A 21,993-nucleotide genomic window follows, 5' to 3' on the forward strand; every position below is an offset into this window, starting at 1 on the left:
TTTCTTTGGATTTTCACTATATATATACTCTTTTTCCATAAGATATGCAATTTTATGTAAAAGGAGTAAACCAAAATTATATTTTCTCCATCCCACCATTTATTATTCCTTTGAAAAAAACTGAGCAAAAAACAAGTTTTTAAACAACTAAACATATACATGAGGTTATAGATGTCTGGATACGAGGTGGGAGTATGCTTAAAAAGTTACTTGAAAACCAGTATGGTATTACTGTTGAGGAATACGTGAAGCTAGACAGGTATGAGGCACTGAGAGGAAATGGATGGTTGTACTTAGTCTCAAACCCCTCCGGTAAAGAAGAAGATGATATTACAGAACTTGAGAAAATCGCAGAACATTTAAGAAACTATGGTGATCAACATGTCCCGGTTATTTTACCATCTAAGGACGGACAATTAATAACCACATGGGAACAAAATAAATATTGTGTATTGGCCAATCGGCAAATCGAAGATCAACGAAAGATCAAACTAGGACGGAAATTAGCTAAATTTCATGAGCGGGGCAGACTGGTCCCATTTCAGATTGAAAGATCGAGCAGAATTGGACAATGGAAATCACTATGGGAAAAAAGGCTTGAACAAATGGAAAAGGTTTGGAATAATCTCCTTTTTCAAACACCTGAAGATGAATTTGAACGATTGTTCATTGACTCATTCCCATATTACCTTGGACTTACAGAGAACGCTATTCAATATCTGGTGGATTCGGAGATGGATGATGAACCAACCGAAGCTGATGGAGGCACCGTTTGTCATGAACGTTTTACTCAAAAGACATGGGGTGACCATTACATGATCAAGAATCCATTCGATTGGGTGTTTGACCATCGGAGCCGTGATTTAGCTGAATGGACAAGGGAACGATACTTTCGTAATATCCAGACCTACGATGTAGACGTACAACAGTTTTTTAGCGAATACCAAAGTGTGACCCCCTTAACTTCTTTTTCCTGGAGGTTATTATACTCTCGTTTGATTTTCCCGCTTCATTATTACGATTGTATCGAGAGCTATTATATCACTCGTTCTGAGCAGGATAAGAAGGTATTAGAGGAACGCTTAAGTAAAATACTACGACAAACAAGTGACTATGAACGCTTTCTTGCTGGATTCTTTCACATGGCTGGTGCACCCGTCCGACAACTTAACATCCCCCAACTAGAGTGGTTACTGACATGATTTTAAGTATTCGAACTAATTAAATAACGTAATTCCAAACTTATGGTAAAATAATAAAGTGTATCAGAATAATTAAGGAAGTGAATGCAGCATGAAGCCATACGTTTTTATTACACGGAAGCTTCCAGACGAAGTTGTTAAACCACTACTGCCAAACTATGAAGTAAACATGTGGGAACATGAGGATATTCCAGTTCCAAGGGAGTTACTGCTAACTGAAGCAAAGAAGGCAGATGCCTTGCTAACCATGTTATCAGATTCTATTGATGAAAGTATTTTAACCGCTGGAAAACAGTTAAAAGTAGTAGCCAACCTTGCTGTTGGTTTCGATAATATTGACTTAAAGGTTGCCACCAGAGAGGGAATCGCGATTTGCAACACACCCGATGTATTAACAGACACTACTGCAGATTTAACATTTGGCTTGTTAATGGCTACTGCAAGAAGGCTAATGGAAGCTTCCGAGTTAGTAAAAGAGGGCAAATGGAAAAGCTGGAGCCCCTTGTTATTGGCTGGCCATGACATCCATCACAAAACCATTGGTATCGTTGGCATGGGGAAAATTGGTGAGACTGTTGCAAAACGGGCAACCGGTTTTGAGATGAACATTTTATACCATAACCGTTCACGTAAACCAGAAGTGGAACAACAGCTTGGAGCGGTTTATGTGGCCTTTGATGAATTAGTAGAAAAATCAGATTTTATTGTCTGCCTAACTCCACTTACAAATGAAACAAAAAACTTGTTCACTCGTGATGTGTTTAGGAAAATGAAGCAGTCGGCTATTTTTATCAACGCAGGAAGAGGCCCAGTCGTTGATGAACAGGCTCTCTTTGAGGCATTAGTTGCTGGCGACATTTCTGGTGCAGGCCTTGATGTTTTTGAAAAAGAACCAATTGGTGCTGATCATCCATTATTGCAGCTTCCTAACGTAGTTGCGCTGCCACACATTGGGAGTTCAAGTGTTGAAACAAGAATGGAAATGTTGAGGCTTTGTCTGACAAATATTCAAGCAGTGATCGAAGGAAAAGAACCTAAGACGTTGGTGAATAAAGACTGGAAACCCTTAGTCAAAGCGTGACCATACCCATGCAAAAAAGCGATTGCTGGATAGCAATCGCTTTTTAAATCGTATCGAATTAGAAAACTTGTTCTACTTCAACAACGCCTGGAACTTCTTCTAAAAGTGCTCTTTCAATTCCAGCTTTTAATGTGATGGTTGAACTTGGGCAGCTTCCGCATGCACCTAATAAGCGGAGCTTAACAATACCATCCTCTACATCTACTAATTCGCAATCCCCGCCATCGCGAAGAAGAAATGGACGTAATTTATCTAATACTTCTTGAACTTGTTCAAACATTTGTTGTTCTTCCACTGTTAATCGACTCCTTTCCTACATTTATTATAATGTGATTAGTGCTAAAAATCCATTCTCAGAAATTAGTAAAGCACACATTTAAAGACATTTTCTTAGTTTTTATAGTAAGAATAAAGTAAAATAAAAGAAAAAGGGCTCTGTTAAACTTGCCTGTTGATTTCCGCTCCAGGCACGAACGGTCGTGGGTGTTTCGGCGAGCCTCCTCGGAGAAACACGCCTGCGGGGTCTCCCCTGAACCATACTCCCACAGGAGTCTTCGTGCCTTCCGCTCCAATCAACAGGGTATAAAACAAGAATGTTCTTTAACACAGCCAATTAAAAAGGCAGGATGATGCAATGAATACAACTGAAGTAGAAATTGTCCTTTATGGTGCAGAACAATTATGTCCGAGCTGTGTGAATCTACCTTCTTCTAGAGAAACCTTTGAATGGTTGGAAGCAGCTATTGCAAGAAAGTTTCCTGATCAGCCTGTTAAAATGGTCTATGTTGATATTCTCCAGCCTGCAGGTGATGAGGAAAAACTTACTTTTGCACAAAGAGTAATTGATGAGGATATGTTTTATCCTGTTGTCGTGATAAAAGATAAAGTCGTCGGTGAAGGTAATCCAAGGTTGAAAACGATCTTCTCAGAACTAGAAAAATACGGCTATCAACCTTTGTAAAACTAGAAGCATTCCGCTCGTTGGAATGCTTTTTACTTTGGTGAAAAAAGACAAGGTATAACAATTGTTAATTATTTGAATAAGATGATAGTGAGGACTATTTTATTATTTTTCCTCATTAAAAAAGAAGAATTTTCATCTTTGTATAAAAATGAGGCTGACCTTTTAAGGCCAACCTCATGGTTTCATCATCCATTATGGAATTTGTACATCCATAAAATACCAGATTTTAAAAGACGTGCTACACGTCCTGTAATAGGGCGTTCCGCCATTAATCCAAAGCCATGCTTTTTACCAAGAGAGCCTAAGATCCCTTTTAGTTTTATTGGCGGGAAGGAAGCAGGCGGCTCTTCACCCTTCCAACGGCTTTTTAACACTTCCACAATTTGTTCTGCCTGCCCTTCAGCTAATTGAGCACTTGGAGCATGTGGAAGGCTTGCACAGTCACCTACAACAAAAACATGTTCATCTGTTGGCAGGTGGTGGCGTGGAGTGAGAAGCAATCTTCCCATCCGGTCCTTTTCCCCAGCCATTTCGCGGACAATTTTACTTGCCTGGATTCCAGCTGTCCATACAATCACTTCACAATCCATTGGCACATCGTGATTGTATAAACGTTTTTCTTCGACTTTAGTGATATTTGAATTGTTGATAATTTCAACATTGTTTTTAACAAACCAATTTTCGACGTATTTACTTAAACGTTCAGGAAATGAGGATAGAATATGATTCCCTCTATCAAATAATTTGATCTGTAAGTCTTCCCGGCTTTCACTCAATTCACTAGCTAACTCTACTCCACTAAGACCTGCCCCTACTATGGCAACAACAGAACCAGGAGCGAGGTTGTTTAATACAGAGTAAGTGTGACGTGACTTATCGATACTCTGTATACTATAGGTAAATTGTTCTGCACCCGGAACATCATGATACTTATCCTCACAGCCTAGGCCGATAACTAGGTCATCATAGGTAATAGGTTTTTCATTTTTTAATTCAACCTTTTTTTCAGCTGTGTTAATTCCAACTACTTCTCCGTATTTTACAACTAAACGTGGATGTTCCGGAAAAGCAACACGAACTTCTGTATCTGAAATGGTTCCAGCGGCTAATGCATAATATTCTGTTTTTAAGCAGTGGTAAGGCACGCGGTCAACGAGTGTAATGGTAACGTCCTCTGGTAAATGATTCGGCAAAAGCTCGTGCAAAATCCTCATTCCACCGTATCCACCACCGAGAATGACAAGGTTTTTCATTATTAATTCCCCTTTGTTTACATTATAAGAATGATAAATTCGACTTTGAGAATTGTCCAGCTCCAGCGCCTAGCCCCTCGGGTCAAATAACCTTCGGCAAGTAAAGTCAAAAGGCGGACTTTTCTAGCCAAAGAACATTTACCTGTCGGGGCTGACCAAGGCGCTTGTGCTTTTCTTGTCCGGTTTTCACAAAAATGGTTAGCGCTTGCAATTTTAAAATATTAGAATAATATTATGTTTCTTTACCACATAAGAGTATAACTAAAATGTGTACAAATAACAACATTTTTCATACTATTCTTGACAGTAAAGCGTAGTGCGTGGTAATTGACGGGGAGAATGAAATAGAGTAGCATATCTATGTGTGGAGAGGTGAAACTAGTGATTCAACCTATCATTGAATTTTGTATTAGCAATCTGGCGAATGGTGCGCAAAAAGCACTTGAAAAATTACAAAGAGATCCTAACTTGGATATTATTGAATATGGATGCCTTGGATATTGTGGAAAATGTGCAACCAAATTATATGCACTCGTTAATGGAGAAGTAGTAACAGGTGAGACACCTGATGAACTAGTTGACAACATTTACCAATACCTAGAAGAAAATCCAATGTTTTAAATAGATTGGAAAGGTGGGGAATTTTCATGAGTAAGGAAGTTGTTATATTAACTGAAGCAGCAGCACTGCACATTAAAGAGATGATAAAGCACAACGAAGAAGAAGGTGCATTCTTACGTGTAAGCGTAAAGGGAGGCGGATGCAGTGGATTATCTTACGGCATGGGCTTTGACCATGAGGTGAAAGAAGAGGACCTCCAGCTCGAACAATATGGCATACAGATACTTGTTGATAAAGAAAGTGCTCCTATCCTACAAGGAACAAAAATTGACTATAAAGAATCCATGATGGGCGGCGGCTTTACAATCGATAATCCAAATGCCATCGCATCATGCGGATGTGGCTCATCCTTCCGTACCGCAACAGCTACAGGTACACCGGAAGAATGTTAAATACAATTAAAAAAGGCGCCGAAATGGCGCCTTTTTTTACAAAATAATAAAATTCAACTATGAGAATTGTCCAGCTTCAGCGCCTAGCCCCTCGGGTCAAATAACCATCGGCAAGTAAAGTCAAAGAGCGACTTTTCTTGCCGAAGAACATTTGCCTGTCGGGGCTGACCAAGGCGCTTGCGCTTTTCTTATTGTTTAAACATAGAAGAGCTGTGTAATGGCTGTGCTTTTGCCTTTGGATCAATGTATGTTTTTGCATTGTTTACGGCTGTTGGTGCTTCACCAAAACCACAAGCAATTAACTTCACTTTTCCATCATACGTACAAATATCTCCAGCTGCATAAATACCTGGGACATTGGTTTCCATTTTGGAATTGACTACGATTGAATTCTTCTCAATTTCAAGACCCCATTCCTTAATCGGTCCAAGGGAAGAAACGAATCCATAGTTACAGATAACAGCATCTACATCAAGGATTTCTTTTGCTTCGCCGTTAACAGAAGAAAGAACGACTTGTTTAATTCCATTATCATCCCCGATTAATTCGGCAGGTACAAATGGAGTTTTTACATCCACTTTGGAATTATATAGGTTTTCTACGCTATGTTCATGGGCACGGAATTTATCACGACGGTGAACAATCGTTACCTTTTCAGCAATCGGCTCAAGCATTAATGCCCAGTCAACTGCGGAATCTCCGCCTCCGAAGACCACTACCTTTTGACCTGCAAATTGATTTAAATCTTCGATGAAGTAATATAGATTTTTGTGTTCATATTGTTGTGCACTTTCTAATTCCAGACGGCGCGGTTGGAATGCTCCATTTCCTGCCGTGATAATAACGGTCTTAGAGTAGTGTACTTCTTTATTAGTTGTTAATTTAAATGTACCATCTTCTAGTTTTTCTAACTTCTCAACAGATTGTTCAAGAGCAATGGCTTGATCAAACTTAGCCATTTGTTCTTTTAAGTTGTTGATTAATTCTTGAGCACGGACTTTAGGGAATCCAGCTACATCGTAAATATATTTTTCCGGATAAAGAGCCGATAATTGACCTCCAAGTTGCGGTAAGCTTTCAATGATCTTCACTGATGCTTGTCTCATTCCGCCGTAAAAGGCAGTAAATAGACCAACAGGGCCTCCTCCGATTATGGTAATATCATAAACTGTTTGATTTTCTTGCACTCCGTATCCCCCCAACTAGTAGTAACAAACTCCACTCACTATAATATCATAAAACTAGGGAATCCTCACAACTTTCTACCAATTTAAACAATAAGTTATTAGTAATAAAATAGTGTAATTTATAATATTCTTAAGGTAAATAATTTAAAAATCCGCTTGAAAATAGTGTTAAAGTAGCATAAGATGTATTGTGGATATATTGTTAAGAATTTGTGACGAAAAACGCACATTTATGTGAATGATGTAACAAGTTTTATTATTCTGTCAATTTTTATTAATCTTTTCACTTCTTTGTGCTAATCAGTTTGATCTTTTTCTTTGAAACCATTCGTGAATAATATCACAAACATTTTTGTATAAAACAAAATAAAAATGGCCTTAGCAGTGGAAGATAAGAAAAAGAGAAATTTATTCAAAAATATTATTATAAAAGGTGGAAGTGATCACTTTGAGAAAGCCTAAAATCGTTATTATCGGTGCTGGTTACGGCGGACTTATGACAACAGTTCGTTTACAAAAGTTAATCGGTGTAAATGAAGCAGATATCGTATTAATAAATAAGAACGACTACCATTATGAAACAACTTGGTTACACGAGGCTTCTGCTGGTACGCTGCATCATGATCGTGTTCGTTATGATATTAGAGATGTAATTGATCGTAGCAAGGTTGATTTTGTTCAAGATACAGTGGTTGAAATCAACAGAGAAGAGAAGAAGGTAATTTTAGATAAAGGTGAAGTCGATTATGACTACCTTGTGATTGCATTAGGTGGAGAGCCTGAAACATTCGGAATCAAAGGCTTAAAGGAATATGCTTTCGGTATTACAAATGTGAATTCTTCTCGTCAATTACGTGAGCATATTGAATATCAATTTGCAACATACAATATGGAAGAAGAGAAGCAAGATAATCGTTTATCCATTGTAGTTGGCGGTGCAGGATTTACAGGTATCGAATTCTTAGGTGAGTTAACTAATCGAATTCCTGAATTATGTCATGAATACGATGTTGATTTCCATAAGGTAAAGATTATCTGTGTAGAAGCTGCTCCAACAGTTTTACCAGGATTTGATCCTGAGCTTGTGAATTATGCGGTTTCCCAATTAGAGCGTAAAGGCGTTGAATTCTTAATTGGAACGGCAATCAAAGAAGCAACTCCTGATGGTATCATTGTAGCTAAAGGAGAAGAGGAGCCTCGCGAAATTAAGGCTGGCACTGTGGTTTGGGCAGCTGGTGTTCGTGGTAACTCTATTATCGAAAAGTCTGGCTTCGAAGCTATGAGAGGCCGTGTAAAGGTACAACCTGATTTACGTGCACCAGGACATGACGACGTATTCATCGTTGGTGACAGCTCACTTGTCATCAATGAAGAAATCAACCGTCCATACCCACCCACGGCACAAATCGCTATGCAGCAGGGTGAAGTAGTTGCTCGTAACATTGCGGCATTAGTTCGCAACAAGTCTGAACTAGAATCATTTACTTTTGACAATAAAGGGACAGTTTGTTCTCTTGGCGAAGATGATGCAATTGGTGTTGTATTCGGTAAGAAGATTACTGGTGCTAAAGCTTCCTTCATGAAAAAAGTAATCGATAATCGCTCACTTTATATGATCGGTGGAGCAGGTCTTGTATTGAAAAAAGGTAAATTTAACGTATTCTAAAAATATATGTTGTTGGAAAAGGACAGAGAATCTTCTGTCCTTTTTTTGATATATTAGAGGAAAGATGTTTGCTAGGAGTGTTGGTATGAGCAGTCGTGAAAAACGAGGTAAGGTGTGGTTAGCTGTATCAGGCATCGTTAAATCATCCGAAGGACAATGGCTTGTAGTCAAGAAGAGATATGGGGGATTAAAAGGACAGTGGTCCCTGCCTGCCGGGTTTGTTGAGGAGGGAGAAACGGCCGACGAAGCTGTGGTTAGGGAAGTGAAGGAAGAGACCGGGCTTACTTGTACGGTTAAAGGGTTAATTGGATTAAGAACAGGTGTAATAAAAGAAGAGATTAGTGATAATATGCTTGTATTCGTGCTTGAACCTCTGGAAGTTACAGAAAGAATCATTCATCAGGAAAATGAATTATATGAGGCAAGATTTATGGATCCAAAAGAGCTTCTTGATGAAAAGGATGCATCTATCCTTTTACACTATCTAATCGAACAAAATGAGCATAGCAGTAAGCCTGGCATTGATGGTCTGAATCCAGGAGATCAATTTGGTTATTCAGCTTATAAATTATTTTTGTAATTTTTTGAAAATTTAAGTAACGCTTAGAAAATGAAAGAAAACTTTCGATGTATCCGTTTTCTTTTCCGAATTTGGTTCAATTCCGCTCTTTTCTTTTTTCTAGTTCCTTGTTATATTATCAGAAAATTAAGTAAATAATTTAAAGGGGATGATCAAGATGACAGTGAAGAGCTTGGATACAAAAAAGTGTGAGTATTGTTCGGGTTATGGATATTTTCAGCTTCTACTTGGTGGGTCGGAAACTTGCAGTTGTTGCGGAGGATCTGGAAAGAAAAAAGAATAGGGTACTAGGTGAATTTAAATAGAATGCTCTACATTGCTTCTTCGGATCGTTTCGAAGAGCTTTTTTTTGTACTAATAGAAAGTATAAAATTCGACTTCGAGAATTGTCTAGCTCCAGCGCCTAGCCAGTTTTCATCCTGAATAATCTCCTTGAGTATCTTGTACCAATCATGGCTTGATAAAGCGATGATTGGTACAGCTCGGGTCAAATAACCTTCGGCAAGAAAAGTCCAAAGGCGGACTTTTCTTGCCGAAGGTTATTTGCCTGTCGGGGCTGACCAAGGCGCTTATACTTTTCGATTTTTATTGACTCCCTTTTAGACATTCAGTACACTAAAAGTTGATGTATAAAGGGAGGAATCTCGGATGCAAATGAGCATTGTTGTGTTAATCATATCGATTGTGCTATTTTTTGTCTTATTTTTTGGAATTGGTTTTATTCTAAATATGCTACTAAGAATGTCATGGGTAATGGCACTAGTGTACCCTGTTGTGGCAATTTTAATTGTAGATAAAGTCCCATTTGTTGAATATTTTACTAACAGTAAAGTTGCCTTCCAAGAACTAGGACATAAATTCAGTTCTTTAGCCACTGCAGATATTCTTATCCTTGTAAGCGGACTTGCAGGAGCCATTGCTGCAGGCTTCACCATCAAACTACTACGTAAAAATGGTTACCAAATGTTCTAAGACTTTTTACCAAAAGGTAAAGAGTCTTTTTTAATGCAGAAAATGTGTTTTGACAACTGTTGATTGGAGCGGAAGGAGCGAAGACTCCTGTGGGAGTGCGGGTCAGGGGAGACCCAGCAGGCGTTAGCGCCGAGGAGGCTCGCCGAAACGCCCACGAACCACTCGCGCCTGGAGCGGAAATCAACAGACCATTATTAAAAACGCCTTTTGGCAAAAATTCTCACTCCTTTTTTGAATAATTCCCTTCAGCTTGGGAATGAATATTTTGGAGGAGTGAAAATTTTAATGAATAAAACAAAAAATTGGATTAAACGCTTTGCTCTTGGATGTCTTTTCTTGATGGCATTATTAGCAACCTTTCAATCCATTTCCGGCGTAAATGCAAAAACACTTATTACTCAATTTGCGTCTGAGCTTTCAACAACTGTAACTGCTTCAAACACGACGTCGCCATCGCTAGAAGATGCTTTTGATTGGTCAAAGTATCCTAAATATACAGTTACTGCTACTGGTTATACAGCAGGCATCGAATCAACTGGTAAAACAAAAGGGCACCCTGAGTATGGAATTACATATTCCGGAGTAAAAGTAAAACGTGATTTGTTTTCCACTGTGGCTGCTGATTTAAACGTTTTCCCTATTGGAACGGTCCTTTTTATTCCAGGCTATGGATATGGTGTAGTTGCGGATAAAGGAGGAGCCATTAAAGGGAACGAGCTGGACCTTTATTACGAAACAGTTGAAGATGTTTATAACAAATGGGGCAAAAAACAGGTCGACGTATATGTAGTTCAAAAAGGAGATGGCAAACTAACTGAGGAGCAATTACAGGCATTAAATGAAGATAAGGCTCTGCAGGTTTTTCGCCAACAGTATATAAGTTCTGAGAAAAGGTAAAAGCAGGCCGTGTGCCTGTTTTTTTTTTTTCGCTAAGAATAATAATTAGTTAGTCGAAATAATAAAACGTTTTCGTTATAATTAAATGGAATACACGGAGGTGAAGCAGGAGTATGTTTTACGTAAAAACAGAACTAGATTTATCAACAGAACATGAAGGGTTGGTTATCGGTCTTTTCGATAAACCGGAGAAATTTACAGGTTCATTAACTTTACTAGATGAGAAGTTTGATGGACATCTTACAGAGCTCGTAAAGAACGGTGACCTTTCTGCAAAATTAAAAAATGTGACGAAAGTACATAGTTTTGGCAAAATTGCAGCGAAACGCATTTGGTTTGTTGGTTTAGGAAAAGAAAAAGAGGTAACCTTTGAAAAGATGAAAACAGCATTTGGTAAGCTTTTTAAAGAGATTAAAGCCAACAAGCTTGTTGAAACCGCCATTTACTTAGATTCTTTTACTACAGAAAAAGTAGACGGTTTAGATGCAGCCCATGCTTTAAGTGAGGCGTTTGCGTTGTCTACCTACGATTTTGCAGGCTATAAGCAAAAGTCGAATGAACCAGAGAAAAAATTAGAGAATATATCTGTTTATTGTACAACAAATGATCCAGAGGATGTTCAGGCATCCTTGAATGTTGGGTATGCTTTTGGAAAAGGTACAAACTCAGCAAGATCACTTGTGAACACACCAGGCAATTTACTTACAGCAACGGATTTGGCCAACTATGCTAATGAACTTGCAGCTAAATATGAATTCGAAGTGGAAATTTTAGATAAAGATGAAATAGAAAAGCTCGGTATGGGTGCGTTTCTTGCAGTGAATCAGGGGTCTACCGAACCGCCGAAAATGATTGTTTTAAAATATCAAGGAAAAGACGAATGGAAAGATGTTATTGGTTTAGTTGGTAAAGGCATTACCTTTGACACAGGTGGGTATTCCATAAAAACCAAAGCCGGTATTGTAGGAATGAAAACGGACATGGGAGGGGCAGCAGCTGTCCTTGGTGCCATGGAGATTATCGGAGAGATTAGACCGGAGCAAAACGTAGTAGCTGTTATTCCATCAACGGATAATATGATTAGTGGCGGAGCGTTTAAGCCAGACGATGTCATTACCTCTATGAGTGGAAAAACGATTGAGGTGCTCAATACAGACGCTGAAGGTCGTCTTGTATTGGCGGACGCAGTGACATATGCAAAGCATCATGGGGCTGAATATCTAGTCGATGTTGCAACCTTAACAGGAGGGGTTATCACTGCACTAGGGCTGCATACAACCGGTGCAATGACGAACCATGAGGGATTGTATGAGCAAGTGTTGGAAGCATCAATGGAAGCGGGAGAACAAATGTGGCAATTGCCATTATTTGAAACAGAAATTGAACGGGTAAGAAACAGCAAGGTAGCTGATTTAAATAACTCACCAGGTAGTGAGGGCCATGCGCTAGTGGCTGGTGCGTTTATTGGTGAGTTTGCTGAAGGAACTCCTTGGGTACACCTTGACATTGCCGGAACAGCTACATCCTCAAAAGCCTATGACTTAGGACCTTCAGGGGCAACAGGAGTTATGTCTCGTACGCTAGCCTTATTTGTCGAACGGTTCGAACCAATCGGAAAATAGAACATACAGGGCTAAACAGGCGGTTTCGCCCACTCCAAACCTCATCTATTTGCATATGCAATAGTGTAGGCAAGTATAGATGAAAAAGGAGGTAATGCGGCATGTACGCTTATCGAAGCCCGTACCCTGTACAGGATCAACGATTTATTGGATTTGGTTTTGGATTGCCATTAGCAATTGGCGGACTTAGCTTTTTAGGTGGGTTACTTGGAGGCGGATTGGGAGCTTCTTTTGCAGCTCGGCCATTTTACGGCTACCCATATCCACCATTTGGCTATCCACCAATGGGCTATCCACCAATGGGATATCCAGGTTATTATTAAAAAACAGGTTAAAAACAGCTCTAGGGGCTGTTTTTTTCATTTAGGCACTTGTTTATAAAAGGAAATAATTAAGAAATGCAGAATAGGTTAGATAGAATAGATTTACATACTGGAGGGATAAAAATGATTAAGGACACATTAATTGAAGCGCTCGGAATAAATATCACACAATTAGATGCTGGGAGGGTCATTGCGACTATGCCGGTAGATGAACGAACTCGCCAACCATTTGGATTACTTCACGGTGGAGCATCTGTTGCCTTAGCCGAGACAGTTGCTAGTATCGGAGCGTATGAATTGGTTGATAAAGAAACGGAAGGAGTTGCTGGATTAGAAATAAACGCCAACCATGTACGTCCAAAAACCGAAGGTATGGTTACTGCAGTAGGAACTATTCTTCATCAAGGAAAATCAACGATGGTTTGGGATATTAAAATAACTGATGAACAAGACCGTCTAATTTGTGTTTCAAGATGTACGATGGCAGTGATAAAAATTAAAAAATAGCGGATATGCCAAAAGAATGGATTTTTTCCATTCTTTTTCTGTTTATTGTACAAAAATTTAAAAAATTTAAATTGAATTCATGATATAATCAAAGATATAAAAAAAAATAGAAAAAAAGCACAATTTTTTGTACAGGTTTCTTTATATAATGGTAGTAAGATGGAAAAGAATGGTGGTGAATAAAAATGAGAACAAAAAGGCAATATTTATTTATCGATTTTGAATTTACAATGCCAGAGCGAAATATGCGTGTGAAGGACTTTTATGCAGAAATCATCGAGGTTGGAATTGTGGCTGTCGTTGATGAAGAAGTAACGGAGCAATTCTCTTCATATGTTACACCTCATAAATTTCCTAAACTATCAGAACGCTGCAAATCATTCTTACATATTTCACAGCAGCAGGTTGACAAGGGGTTATCCATTTATGAACTTGTGAAAAAGCTAGAGGAGTTCAATAAAAATAATCATGAAACCACCATTGTAACTTGGGGAAATATGGATATGAAAGTTCTAAGGCATAATTGTTTACAGGCAGGTGTGGCGTTTCCTTTCAAGGCATCTGAATTGGATTTATCAATGGAGTATAAACGATTCTTTGGCGACCAAAATCAAACGGGCCTATGGAAAGCTGTGCAGGAGTATGGCAAAGAGGGGACAGGCCGGCATCACCGGGCACTAGACGATGCATTGACTACCTACAATATATTCAAACTCGTGGAAAAGGATAAAAAATACTTGGAGAAACCAAAACCAACAACCATTGGGGATCGCGTTGATTTTTCAAAGCTATTAAATGAATTTGCATAAAAGGCCAAATCATTCAAACTGATTTGGCCTAAATTATTTTCTATAGCTTATAATCTTTTTCTAATGTAGCGAGAGCCTGTAAGCTCATCTCAGCCCAATCAGAGGAAGTTTCCTCAAGTTCTTTTTTCATCTTTGCGATAGCCTCTTTTAAAGATACTTGGTAATCCGGTATCTCACCTTCAAAGTGTTTAACCATCTGTTTTGGTATATTCGTTTGTTCTCTATAGGCAAGCGCACGTCGTTCATGAAAAATTATAACATCTGAATCCTTTGGATTGTGTAGATCCCCTTGCATTGGATGTTTAAGAACCCCTAATACTCGCACTAAATAATGCTGCGGCCGAATCTCCGTTAATTCACCAACATATTTTCCGGTTTTATAAATCCCTGTAACAATATCACCAATTTGTAATTCCGCCACAATTACCACTCCAATCAACAATTGTTTCTTCCATTTTATACTGAAAAATAGTAAATTAAAAACAATGTGTGAAATATTATTCATTCGTTTAAAGTACATAATTGGAGGGAAGCTAAGTGAGAAGGAACTTACAAATATTTATGACCATCATGACCATTGTTCTATTATTGGCGGCATGTGGGACAAGTGAGAAGAAGGAAGAGGCAAAAGTGAAAACGGCCGCTCCAAAAACAGAACAAAAGGAAGGAGACCAACAGGTGTCGAATACAGTGTATCCTCAGCTAACTACTGAAGTTGCAGAAAATGAGAAATTGGTTGAAATGGAAACGACGATGGGGAAAATTAAAATAAAATTATTCCCTGAATATGCACCAAAAGCAGTTGAAAATTTTGTTAAGCACAGTGAAGAAGGTTACTATGATGGACTCATTTTTCATAGAGTGATAAACGATTTCATGATACAAGGCGGAGACCCTAGCGGAAACGGAACAGGCGGAGAAAGTATTTACGGCAACCCTTTTGAAGATGAATTCTCTAATAATCTCTTTAATATTCGTGGAGCTCTTTCAATGGCGAACTCTGGAGCGAATACCAATGGAAGTCAATTCTTCATCGTACAAAAGACATCACTCGATCCAGCTATGAAATCGGAAATGGAAAAGGCTGGATATCCGAAAGAAATGATTGAGGCATACGATAAAAACGGTGGTACGCCATGGCTCGACCATCGCCATACCGTATTCGGGCAAGTGATTGAGGGAATGGATGTCGTTGATAAGATCGCCAGCACACCCGTTGACCCAAAAGACAAGCCTGAAAAAGACGTAATCATCAAAAAAATTAACGTTATAAAATAAGGCTGTGTAATAGACCATTGTTAGTTTTATCCCCTGTTGATTGGAGAGGAAGGAGCGAAGACTCCTGTGGGAGTATGGTTAAGGGGAGACCCCGCAGGCGCGTTTCTCCGAGGAGGCTCGCCGAAACACCCACGAACCGCTCGCTCCTGGAGCGGAAATCAACACGCAAGTTTACCATGGCCTAATAATGAACGGTAAAATGATTCATTGGTAAGAAACGTTTTTTTTGCTATAATTAACTTTTAGAGCTATTCCTTTTAGAAAGGGAGAAGAAAAATGTTTCTACCATCCGTTTTAGCCTTATTTTTATACTTTCCAGAAGATAAATCAGAGTATATTCCAGCAATGATCACGTTTACCATCTTTTTGATTGGTGCGCTTCTTACAATGAGATTCATCATTAAAATTTCCAAACGTGAGGCTCAAAAGACCAAAGAATTAGAAGAACAAATTCTAAAAAATAATCAGTCCGAACAGAGAAACAGTTAACCCTAGCTGTTTCTCTTTTTAAATTTTAAGAAAGTATATATTTCGACTTCGAGAATTGGCCAGCTCCAGCGCCTAGCCCCTCGGGTCAAATAACCTTCGGCAAGAAAAGTCAAAAGGCGGACTTTCCTTGCCGAAGAACATTTGCCTGTCGGGGCTGACCAAGGCGCTTGCGCTTTTCTTTTCTCCCAAGTGAATAGGTCCGATACCTCAAGCCCATACTAAGTGCAAATTGCCTATCAATGGGGGATACATATGAAAAAAAGTTGGTTAATAATTCCATTCCTTTTGCTGACAGGATGTGTGGAAAAAGAAGTAAAAAAACTGGATGTTGAAATGTTCAATGCATCGGGGGATTCCTTAGGAACGGTGACAATGGCGGAGCAATCAAGCGGTATAAAAATGACCGTGAGTTTGAAAGGACTTCCACCAGGAGAGCATGCGATTCATATTCATGAAAAGGGAAAATGTGTTGCACCAGATTTCAAATCTGCGGGGAACCACTTTAATCCAGAAAAGAAAGAGCATGGGCTTCTACACCCAAAAGGCGCACATGCGGGTGATTTACCAAACTTAATTGTTGACGATAGTGGGTCAGTTTCAGCGGAGCTCATGGCACCAAATGTAACGTTGAAGAATGGAAAGAAATCATTGTTTACAAAAGAAGGTACTGCTATCGTAGTTACCGAAGGGAAAGATGACGGTATGACCCAACCAGCAGGGGACTCAGGAAACCGAATTGCATGTGGTGAAATATCTAAGAATAAAAAGGGACAAAAAAAGGCGCAGGATGAAAAAGAATAATATGATTAGCTGCCCATATAGGGTAGCTTTTTATTTGGAAAAAATTATTATACTTTGGGCATATATCTAAGCTTATCCAATAAATGAGACATACACTACAGAGAGACGGTAAGGAGGCGATTATATGGAAAAAAGACAATTTGGCGGCTTTCCAGGACAAATGGGCTTTCCAGGACAAATGGGCTTTCCAGGACAAATGGGTGGCTTTCAACAGCCAATGATGGGTGGACAGCAAACAGGCTTTCCACAAATGATGGGAGGCTTCCAACAACCTGGATTTGGACACATGATGGGAGGGTACCCACAAATGGGTGGTTTTCAACAGCCAATGATGGGTGGACAGCAAGCAGGATTCCCTCAGATGATGGGCGGATATCATCAACATGGGTATCCACAAATGATGGGAGGATACCCGCAAATGGGTGGTTTTCAACAGCCAATGATGGGTGGACAGCAAGCAGGATTTCCCCAGATGATGAGTGGTTCCATGCCAGGTCAGAAGCCACCAGCAACAGGTCAACGGAAAAAAGATAGCAAGTAATTGAAACTGTCACAGTGAAGGAGGGAAAACCTGTCCACATAAGGGACAGGTTTTTTCTATTTCTTGCTTTTTGACTGATTTTTCAAGACAATAAATTTACGACATGAATATAAACTATTGGAGTGTTTAGTAAATGGAGCAAAAATTATATTATCAAGATGCTTACATAAAGAAATTTTCTACAGAAGTTATAAAACAACAGCAGGAAGAGGATCAATCATGGTATGTTGTTTTAAATCAGACTGCTTTTTATCCAACAGGTGGTGGCCAGCCGTATGATACAGGAAAAATAGCGGGAAAAAAGGTTATAAATGTTGAAGAAAAGGACGGAGAAATTCGCCATTACCTAGAAGCTCCACTACAGAATACTGAAGGAGTAATGGAAGGAGAAGTTGATTGGGAAAGACGGTTCGATCATATGCAGCAACATTGTGGGCAGCATATCTTATCAGCAGCATTCGACCACCTTTTTCAATACAAAACGGTTGGATTTCACTTAGGTTCAGAAATTGTGACCATTGATCTTGAAACAGAAAAGCTAACAGAAGAGGAAGTGAGAAAGGCAGAGGCGCTTTCCAATAACATCATCTATGAAAATAGAGATATTATCGTGAAGTGGGTAACAGAAGAAGAGTTATCCCAATATGCTCTTCGAAAAGAGACTAAGGTAAAAGAGGATATTCGGCTTGTTATTATCCCTGATTTTGATTATAACGGCTGTGGTGGCACACACCCGAAAACAACCGGTGAAGTAAGCGCTATAAAAATATTGGATTGGGAAAGACAGAAGAAAAAGATTCGGCTCCAATTTGTATGCGGCACGCGAGTAATTGAGCAGCTGGAGAAAAAACATAAAGTGCTGCTTGAACTAACTAAGCTACTGAATGCTCCAGAAAAAGAGATGGCAGTTGCTGCTGCTAGGTTAATTGAGAATAGGAAAAGCCTGGAAAAGAATTTGGAGCAAGCAAGAGAGAAGCTGATTGAGTTTGAAGCAAAAGATTTGTTGGTTAAGAAAGCATCAGAAAATGAACCAATAGTGGATGAGGTATTTGAAAATCGAACGATACAAGAGCTTCAAAAACTTGCCCGCTTGGTAATTTCAGAAAATGATAAGGCAATCGCTATTTTTGTCTCTACTAATGATTCTCGTATGCAACTGGTATGTGCAAGGGGGGCAGCTAGAGAGGAAAATATGAAAACATTAATTGGGGAAATTTTGCCGAAAATAAATGGAAAGGGCGGAGGAAATGAATCCTTTGCACAAGGTGGAGGGGATGCCTATATACCGGCAGGAGAAATTCTAACGCAAATTGTAGCCTGTTTGAAGTAGTTTTGTTGTCAGTTTTCTTTACTAAGATAATTTTGTATACTTAGAATAGTAACATGAGAGGGTGAAATTCATGGGATTTTTAGATGGATTAATGGGAAATGCATCCGAAGTGAGCGCTGCAGAAGTGCAAAGAGAATTTGGACGAGTTCTTGCACCAAATGAACAAATTGAGAAAGCATATAAACTGATTCGTGACATGTTTATTTTTACGAATAAGCGGTTAATATTAGTGGACAAACAAGGTTTAACCGGTAAAAAGGTTGAGTATCATTCTATTCCTTATAAAAGCATTACTCATTTCAGTATTGAAACTGCGGGTAACTTTGACTTAGATGCTGAATTAAAAATCTGGATTTCAGGAAATGCCCTGCCATTACAAAAACAGTTTAATAAAAACTTAAACATCTATGAACTTCAAAGTGTGCTCGCTGAGTATGTATTAAAATAAACTTCTAAGATGAGCTGGGGATAAAATATGAGAAAAGAGATTCAAACAAATTTGCAATATGTAGACGCATTAAATGAGTGGGATCCATTTCAATTAAAACTGGGCGGCTATGAAACGGAAATTGCTGACACTATTCAAGCTGTCCATGAATTAGACGACTTGAATAAGTTGGCAGCACGTATTCAAGCCATTTACGAGTTCTCATTTGAAAAGCTAATCCCAATGGAAAGCTGCTTGTACATAGCAGAGAAATTACTCTTCATTAAAGCCAATGAATCATGTTCAATCTAAATAAAAGACTGTGTTAAAGAACAGTGTTGATTTATACACCCTGTTGATTGGAGCGGAAGGCACGAAGACTCCTGTGGGAGTATGGGTCCAGGGGAGACCCCGCAGGCGCGTTTCTCCGAGGAGGCTCGCCGAAACACCCACGAACCGCTCGTGCCTGGAGCGGAAATCAACAGGAACGTTTAACAGAGCCAAATAAAAAAAAGGACAATCCAAAGTGGTTGTCCTCTCAAAAAGGGGGAATACTAGAAAGCTTTATGTCATAAGCTTTTCCAGTTTCTCCTTTATTTATACATGGATAAAAAGAAAAAAGCGGTAATGTTATCATTTCTCATTATTATGTGCTAATAACTCAGAAGCAGGGATATCTAAAACAGTCGATAATTTTAAAATCGTTTGGTTGCTGGGAATCTGTTCCCCAGATTCATAATTTTCAATAGTCTGTGTCCCCACTCTTACCTTTTGTGCCAGCTCCTCTTGGCTCATGTTCAGCCTTTCCCGGTAAGTTTTAATGGTGTGGCCGATTGTACTCATACCGTTCACCTCTTTTATTATTCTCACCTTTAGTATATCATTGTCTAAATTTTTTACTAATTCTCTTCATGAACATTTTGTTAAAAGTTTCTTCTAGGTCAATAAGCTTTTTTGATTAAACCTATTTATTATGATATAATCTTTTAATGCGTATATAAGGGTATAAATAATTTAATTCTTAGGAGTGTTTTCATGTCAGAAAAAATCGAAACAGGCAGCATTGTAACGGGTAAAGTAACAGGTATTCAACCATATGGAGCGTTCGTTGCTCTAGACGAAAATACACAAGGTCTTGTCCACATTTCTGAAATCACGCACGGTTATGTAAAGGATATTAATGAGCACCTTAAAGTTGGAGATGAAATCAAGGTTAAGGTATTATCGGTGGACGAAAGTGCTGGTAAGATCGGTTTATCTATTCGTGCAACAGAAGAAGCACCTGTTCAACAGCAAGTAGTGAAAGCGAAGAAACCTCGTAAGCGCCAAGCAGCAGCTATTATTCCTGAAGCTGACGGCCAACAAGGCTTTAACACGTTAAAAGATAAGCTACAAGAGTGGATTGATCAATCACAACGTGAAGATTTAATTAAAAAATAAGATTCTATAAGCCCAGGACCTACTATGAAAAATAGTAAAGCCCTGGGCTTTCTTTTTTATTAAATGGCTATGTTAAAGAACATTTTTGATTTTAAATCCTGTTGATTGGAGCGGAAGGCGAAGATTCTAGAAAATGCTAGCGCATTTCCTTCGTGCGGTGTCGATTCGATGAAGCATACTCAATGTCCTGTGAGAGTATGGTTCAGGGGAGACCCCGCAGGCGCGTTTCGCCGAGGAGGCTAAACACCCACGAACCGTTCGCGCCTGGAGCGGAAATCAACAGACAGTTTAACAAAGCATAGTAAATAAAAAAAAAGAAAAAGTTTAATAGAAGTGTTCATTCTTTTTTTAGGCTCGGCTACAATAGTAGTGTACATACATAATTTCAGGATCGAATCGGAGGAATGAATTATGGAATCGAACGTCAATACAAATGAGCTGATTGAAAAAACAGAAAAATATGGTGCAAACAATTATCATCCACTGCCAATTGTCATTTCATATGCAGAAGGCGTATGGGTAGAAGATCCGGAAGGCAACAAATATATGGATATGCTTAGTGCCTATTCTGCCGTAAACCAAGGTCATCGCCACCCAAAAATCATTCAAGCATTAAAGGATCAGGCTGACAAGGTGACTTTAACCTCACGTGCCTTCCATAATGACCAGTTGGGCCCATGGTATGAAAAAGTAAGCCAATTAACGAATAAAGAAATGGTTCTTCCAATGAATACGGGTGCAGAAGCAGTGGAAACGGCTGTAAAAGCAGCACGTCGCTGGAGCTATGATGTCAAGGGGGTAGCTGAAGATCAGGCTGAAATCATTGCTTGTGTAGGGAACTTCCACGGGAGAACAATGACGGCGGTCTCGCTATCATCGGATCCAGAATATAAACGAGGGTTTGGTCCGATGCTACCGGGAATAAAGCTCATTCCCTACGTTGACTTAGATGCTTTAAAAGCTGCCATTACCCCAAATACAGCTGCATTCTTAATCGAACCTATTCAAGGAGAAGCTGGAATCGTTATTCCACCAGAAGGGTTTATCAAAGAAGCAATGGACCTATGTAAGGCAAATAATGTTCTCTTTATCGCAGATGAAATTCAAGCAGGATTAGCACGTACGGGTAAAATGTTTGCCTGTGAATGGGAAGATATTGAACCTGACATGTATATCCTAGGCAAGGCATTAGGTGGCGGTGTGTTCCCAATTTCGTGCGTTGTGGCAAATAAGGACATCTTGGGGGTATTTAATCCTGGGTCACATGGTTCTACCTTTGGAGGAAACCCAATGGCTTGTGCGGTTTCAATTGCAGCCTTGGATGTACTAGTTGATGAGCAGCTTGCTCAAAGATCGTTAGAACTCGGTGAATATTTTATTAACAAACTAAAAGAGATTAAAAATCCAAAAATAAAAGAAGTTCGCGGAAGAGGATTATTTATTGGTGTTGAATTAACGGAAGCAGCCCGTCCTTATTGTGAGCAACTAAAAGATTTCGGTTTACTATGTAAGGAAACCCATGATACTGTCATTCGATTTGCACCTCCGCTTGTCATCAAAAAGGAAGAGCTAAATTGGGCAATTGAGCGGATTGCCAAAGTGCTAGGGTAA

26 protein-coding genes and 2 pseudogenes are annotated in these 21,993 nt (G+C 39.2%); 23 read left to right on the plus strand and 5 right to left on the minus strand.

All coding sequences use genetic code 11. From position 1 onward, the window contains the following. The first annotated feature begins 194 nt into the window (after positions 1 to 194). Together yutH and QE429_RS06865 are read left to right on the plus strand one after the other, a co-directional pair. Complete coding sequence (yutH, locus tag QE429_RS06860; RefSeq protein WP_307285570.1) at positions 195 to 1,202, plus strand: spore coat putative kinase YutH; 1,008 nt, start codon at positions 195 to 197, stop codon at positions 1,200 to 1,202. A gap of 91 nt (positions 1,203 to 1,293) precedes the next feature. Continuing rightward, positions 1,294 to 2,283 (plus strand): 2-hydroxyacid dehydrogenase, encoded by a 990-nt coding sequence (locus QE429_RS06865; protein WP_307285572.1) that lies wholly within the window; start codon positions 1,294 to 1,296, stop codon positions 2,281 to 2,283. 58 nt (positions 2,284 to 2,341) lie between these two features. Here QE429_RS06865 and QE429_RS06870 read toward each other — a convergent pair. After that, a pseudogene (locus QE429_RS06870) lies at positions 2,342 to 2,572 on the minus strand (NifU family protein); the annotation flags it as partial. Positions 2,573 to 2,917: 345 nt separating this feature from the next. Between QE429_RS06870 and QE429_RS06875 the strand changes: the two are divergent. Continuing rightward, on the plus strand, positions 2,918 to 3,244 hold the full coding sequence (locus QE429_RS06875) for a YuzD family protein (RefSeq protein ID WP_307285574.1): 327 nt from the start codon (positions 2,918 to 2,920) through the stop codon (positions 3,242 to 3,244). A 188-nt stretch (positions 3,245 to 3,432) separates the two neighbouring features. Here the strand turns inward: QE429_RS06875 and QE429_RS06880 are convergent, their stop codons facing one another. Then, entirely contained in the window at positions 3,433 to 4,500 is a 1,068-nt protein-coding gene (locus tag QE429_RS06880; protein ID WP_307285577.1) for an NAD(P)/FAD-dependent oxidoreductase, read from the minus strand. Between the two features lie 381 nt (positions 4,501 to 4,881). Between QE429_RS06880 and QE429_RS06885 the strand changes: the two genes are divergently transcribed. Further along, positions 4,882 to 5,121: a YuzB family protein gene (locus QE429_RS06885; RefSeq protein WP_307285579.1), complete on the plus strand. Its 240-nt coding sequence runs from the start codon at positions 4,882 to 4,884 to the stop codon at positions 5,119 to 5,121. 26 nt (positions 5,122 to 5,147) lie between these two features. After that, complete coding sequence (gene erpA, locus QE429_RS06890; RefSeq protein ID WP_307285582.1) at positions 5,148 to 5,513, plus strand: iron-sulfur cluster insertion protein ErpA; 366 nt, start codon at positions 5,148 to 5,150, stop codon at positions 5,511 to 5,513. Positions 5,514 to 5,701: 188 nt separating this feature from the next. Here erpA and QE429_RS06895 read toward each other — a convergent pair whose 3' ends face one another. Next, entirely contained in the window at positions 5,702 to 6,700 is a 999-nt protein-coding gene (locus QE429_RS06895; RefSeq protein ID WP_307285584.1) for an NAD(P)/FAD-dependent oxidoreductase, read from the minus strand. A gap of 448 nt (positions 6,701 to 7,148) precedes the next feature. On the opposite strand from QE429_RS06895, the gene QE429_RS06900 reads away from it, so the two are divergent. The 9 genes from QE429_RS06900 to kapD all read left to right on the plus strand — a co-directional run bounded on the left by QE429_RS06900 (position 7,149) and on the right by kapD (position 14,076). Continuing rightward, positions 7,149 to 8,366: an NAD(P)/FAD-dependent oxidoreductase gene (locus QE429_RS06900; RefSeq protein ID WP_307285588.1), complete on the plus strand. Its 1,218-nt coding sequence runs from the start codon at positions 7,149 to 7,151 to the stop codon at positions 8,364 to 8,366. A gap of 85 nt (positions 8,367 to 8,451) precedes the next feature. Next, positions 8,452 to 8,946, plus strand: coding sequence for an NUDIX domain-containing protein (locus tag QE429_RS06905; RefSeq protein WP_307285594.1), 495 nt, complete (start codon positions 8,452 to 8,454; stop codon positions 8,944 to 8,946). Positions 8,947 to 9,103: 157 nt separating this feature from the next. Further along, the gene (locus QE429_RS06910; RefSeq protein WP_373463181.1) at positions 9,104 to 9,229 is read left to right on the plus strand and encodes a YuiA family protein; all 126 of its coding nucleotides are present in this window, start codon (positions 9,104 to 9,106) and stop codon (positions 9,227 to 9,229) included. A 365-nt stretch (positions 9,230 to 9,594) separates the two neighbouring features. Next, positions 9,595 to 9,918: a YuiB family protein gene (locus QE429_RS06915; RefSeq protein ID WP_307285597.1), complete on the plus strand. Its 324-nt coding sequence runs from the start codon at positions 9,595 to 9,597 to the stop codon at positions 9,916 to 9,918. 285 nt (positions 9,919 to 10,203) lie between these two features. Continuing rightward, positions 10,204 to 10,815: a 3D domain-containing protein gene (locus tag QE429_RS06920; protein ID WP_307285599.1), complete on the plus strand. Its 612-nt coding sequence runs from the start codon at positions 10,204 to 10,206 to the stop codon at positions 10,813 to 10,815. Between the two features lie 113 nt (positions 10,816 to 10,928). Next, positions 10,929 to 12,437, plus strand: coding sequence for a leucyl aminopeptidase (locus tag QE429_RS06925; RefSeq protein ID WP_307285600.1), 1,509 nt, complete (start codon positions 10,929 to 10,931; stop codon positions 12,435 to 12,437). Positions 12,438 to 12,538: 101 nt separating this feature from the next. Beyond that, positions 12,539 to 12,760 carry a hypothetical protein gene (locus QE429_RS06930; RefSeq protein ID WP_307285603.1) on the plus strand — a complete coding sequence of 74 codons (222 nt, stop codon included), beginning with the start codon at positions 12,539 to 12,541 and terminating at the stop codon, positions 12,758 to 12,760. Positions 12,761 to 12,883: 123 nt separating this feature from the next. Next, complete coding sequence (locus QE429_RS06935) at positions 12,884 to 13,267, plus strand: hotdog fold thioesterase (RefSeq protein ID WP_307285605.1); 384 nt, start codon at positions 12,884 to 12,886, stop codon at positions 13,265 to 13,267. A 185-nt stretch (positions 13,268 to 13,452) separates the two neighbouring features. After that, positions 13,453 to 14,076: a 3'-5' exonuclease KapD gene (gene kapD, locus QE429_RS06940; protein WP_307285608.1), complete on the plus strand. Its 624-nt coding sequence runs from the start codon at positions 13,453 to 13,455 to the stop codon at positions 14,074 to 14,076. A 40-nt stretch (positions 14,077 to 14,116) separates the two neighbouring features. Here kapD and kapB read toward each other — a convergent pair whose 3' ends face one another. Further along, positions 14,117 to 14,497, minus strand: coding sequence for a kinase-associated lipoprotein KapB (gene kapB / locus QE429_RS06945; protein ID WP_307285611.1), 381 nt, complete (start codon positions 14,495 to 14,497; stop codon positions 14,117 to 14,119). A 116-nt stretch (positions 14,498 to 14,613) separates the two neighbouring features. Here kapB and QE429_RS06950 point away from each other — a divergent pair, with 116 nt between their 5' ends. The 7 genes from QE429_RS06950 (at position 14,614) to QE429_RS06980 (ending at position 19,254) form a co-directional block, all read left to right on the plus strand. Beyond that, positions 14,614 to 15,354, plus strand: coding sequence for a peptidylprolyl isomerase (locus QE429_RS06950; RefSeq protein ID WP_307285615.1), 741 nt, complete (start codon positions 14,614 to 14,616; stop codon positions 15,352 to 15,354). A gap of 276 nt (positions 15,355 to 15,630) precedes the next feature. Continuing rightward, positions 15,631 to 15,843: a hypothetical protein gene (locus QE429_RS06955; protein WP_307285617.1), complete on the plus strand. Its 213-nt coding sequence runs from the start codon at positions 15,631 to 15,633 to the stop codon at positions 15,841 to 15,843. A gap of 252 nt (positions 15,844 to 16,095) precedes the next feature. Beyond that, positions 16,096 to 16,644 (plus strand): superoxide dismutase family protein, encoded by a 549-nt coding sequence (locus QE429_RS06960; protein WP_307285620.1) that lies wholly within the window; start codon positions 16,096 to 16,098, stop codon positions 16,642 to 16,644. Positions 16,645 to 16,768: 124 nt separating this feature from the next. Then, positions 16,769 to 17,185 carry a hypothetical protein gene (locus tag QE429_RS06965; protein WP_307285623.1) on the plus strand — a complete coding sequence of 139 codons (417 nt, stop codon included), beginning with the start codon at positions 16,769 to 16,771 and terminating at the stop codon, positions 17,183 to 17,185. Positions 17,186 to 17,318: 133 nt separating this feature from the next. Then, positions 17,319 to 18,515, plus strand: a complete 1,197-nt coding sequence (locus QE429_RS06970) for an alanyl-tRNA editing protein (protein ID WP_307285625.1) — start codon at positions 17,319 to 17,321, stop codon at positions 18,513 to 18,515. Between the two features lie 70 nt (positions 18,516 to 18,585). Beyond that, positions 18,586 to 18,963: a PH domain-containing protein gene (locus tag QE429_RS06975; RefSeq protein ID WP_307285628.1), complete on the plus strand. Its 378-nt coding sequence runs from the start codon at positions 18,586 to 18,588 to the stop codon at positions 18,961 to 18,963. Between the two features lie 27 nt (positions 18,964 to 18,990). Further along, positions 18,991 to 19,254 carry a DUF1871 family protein gene (locus QE429_RS06980; RefSeq protein ID WP_307285631.1) on the plus strand — a complete coding sequence of 88 codons (264 nt, stop codon included), beginning with the start codon at positions 18,991 to 18,993 and terminating at the stop codon, positions 19,252 to 19,254. A 336-nt stretch (positions 19,255 to 19,590) separates the two neighbouring features. On the opposite strand, the pseudogene QE429_RS06985 reads toward QE429_RS06980, so the two are convergent. Further along, positions 19,591 to 19,785, minus strand: a pseudogene (locus QE429_RS06985) (helix-turn-helix transcriptional regulator); the annotation flags it as partial. Between the two features lie 192 nt (positions 19,786 to 19,977). Between QE429_RS06985 and yugI the strand changes: the two are divergent. Both yugI and QE429_RS06995 read left to right on the plus strand, forming a co-directional pair. Next, on the plus strand, positions 19,978 to 20,382 hold the full coding sequence (gene yugI / locus QE429_RS06990) for a S1 domain-containing post-transcriptional regulator GSP13 (RefSeq protein ID WP_307285634.1): 405 nt from the start codon (positions 19,978 to 19,980) through the stop codon (positions 20,380 to 20,382). A gap of 411 nt (positions 20,383 to 20,793) precedes the next feature. Further along, complete coding sequence (locus QE429_RS06995) at positions 20,794 to 21,993, plus strand: ornithine--oxo-acid transaminase (RefSeq protein ID WP_307285636.1); 1,200 nt, start codon at positions 20,794 to 20,796, stop codon at positions 21,991 to 21,993.

Source organism: Bacillus sp. SORGH_AS_0510, assembly GCF_030818775.1.
Taxonomy (GTDB): Bacteria; Bacillota; Bacilli; order Bacillales; family Cytobacillaceae; genus Neobacillus.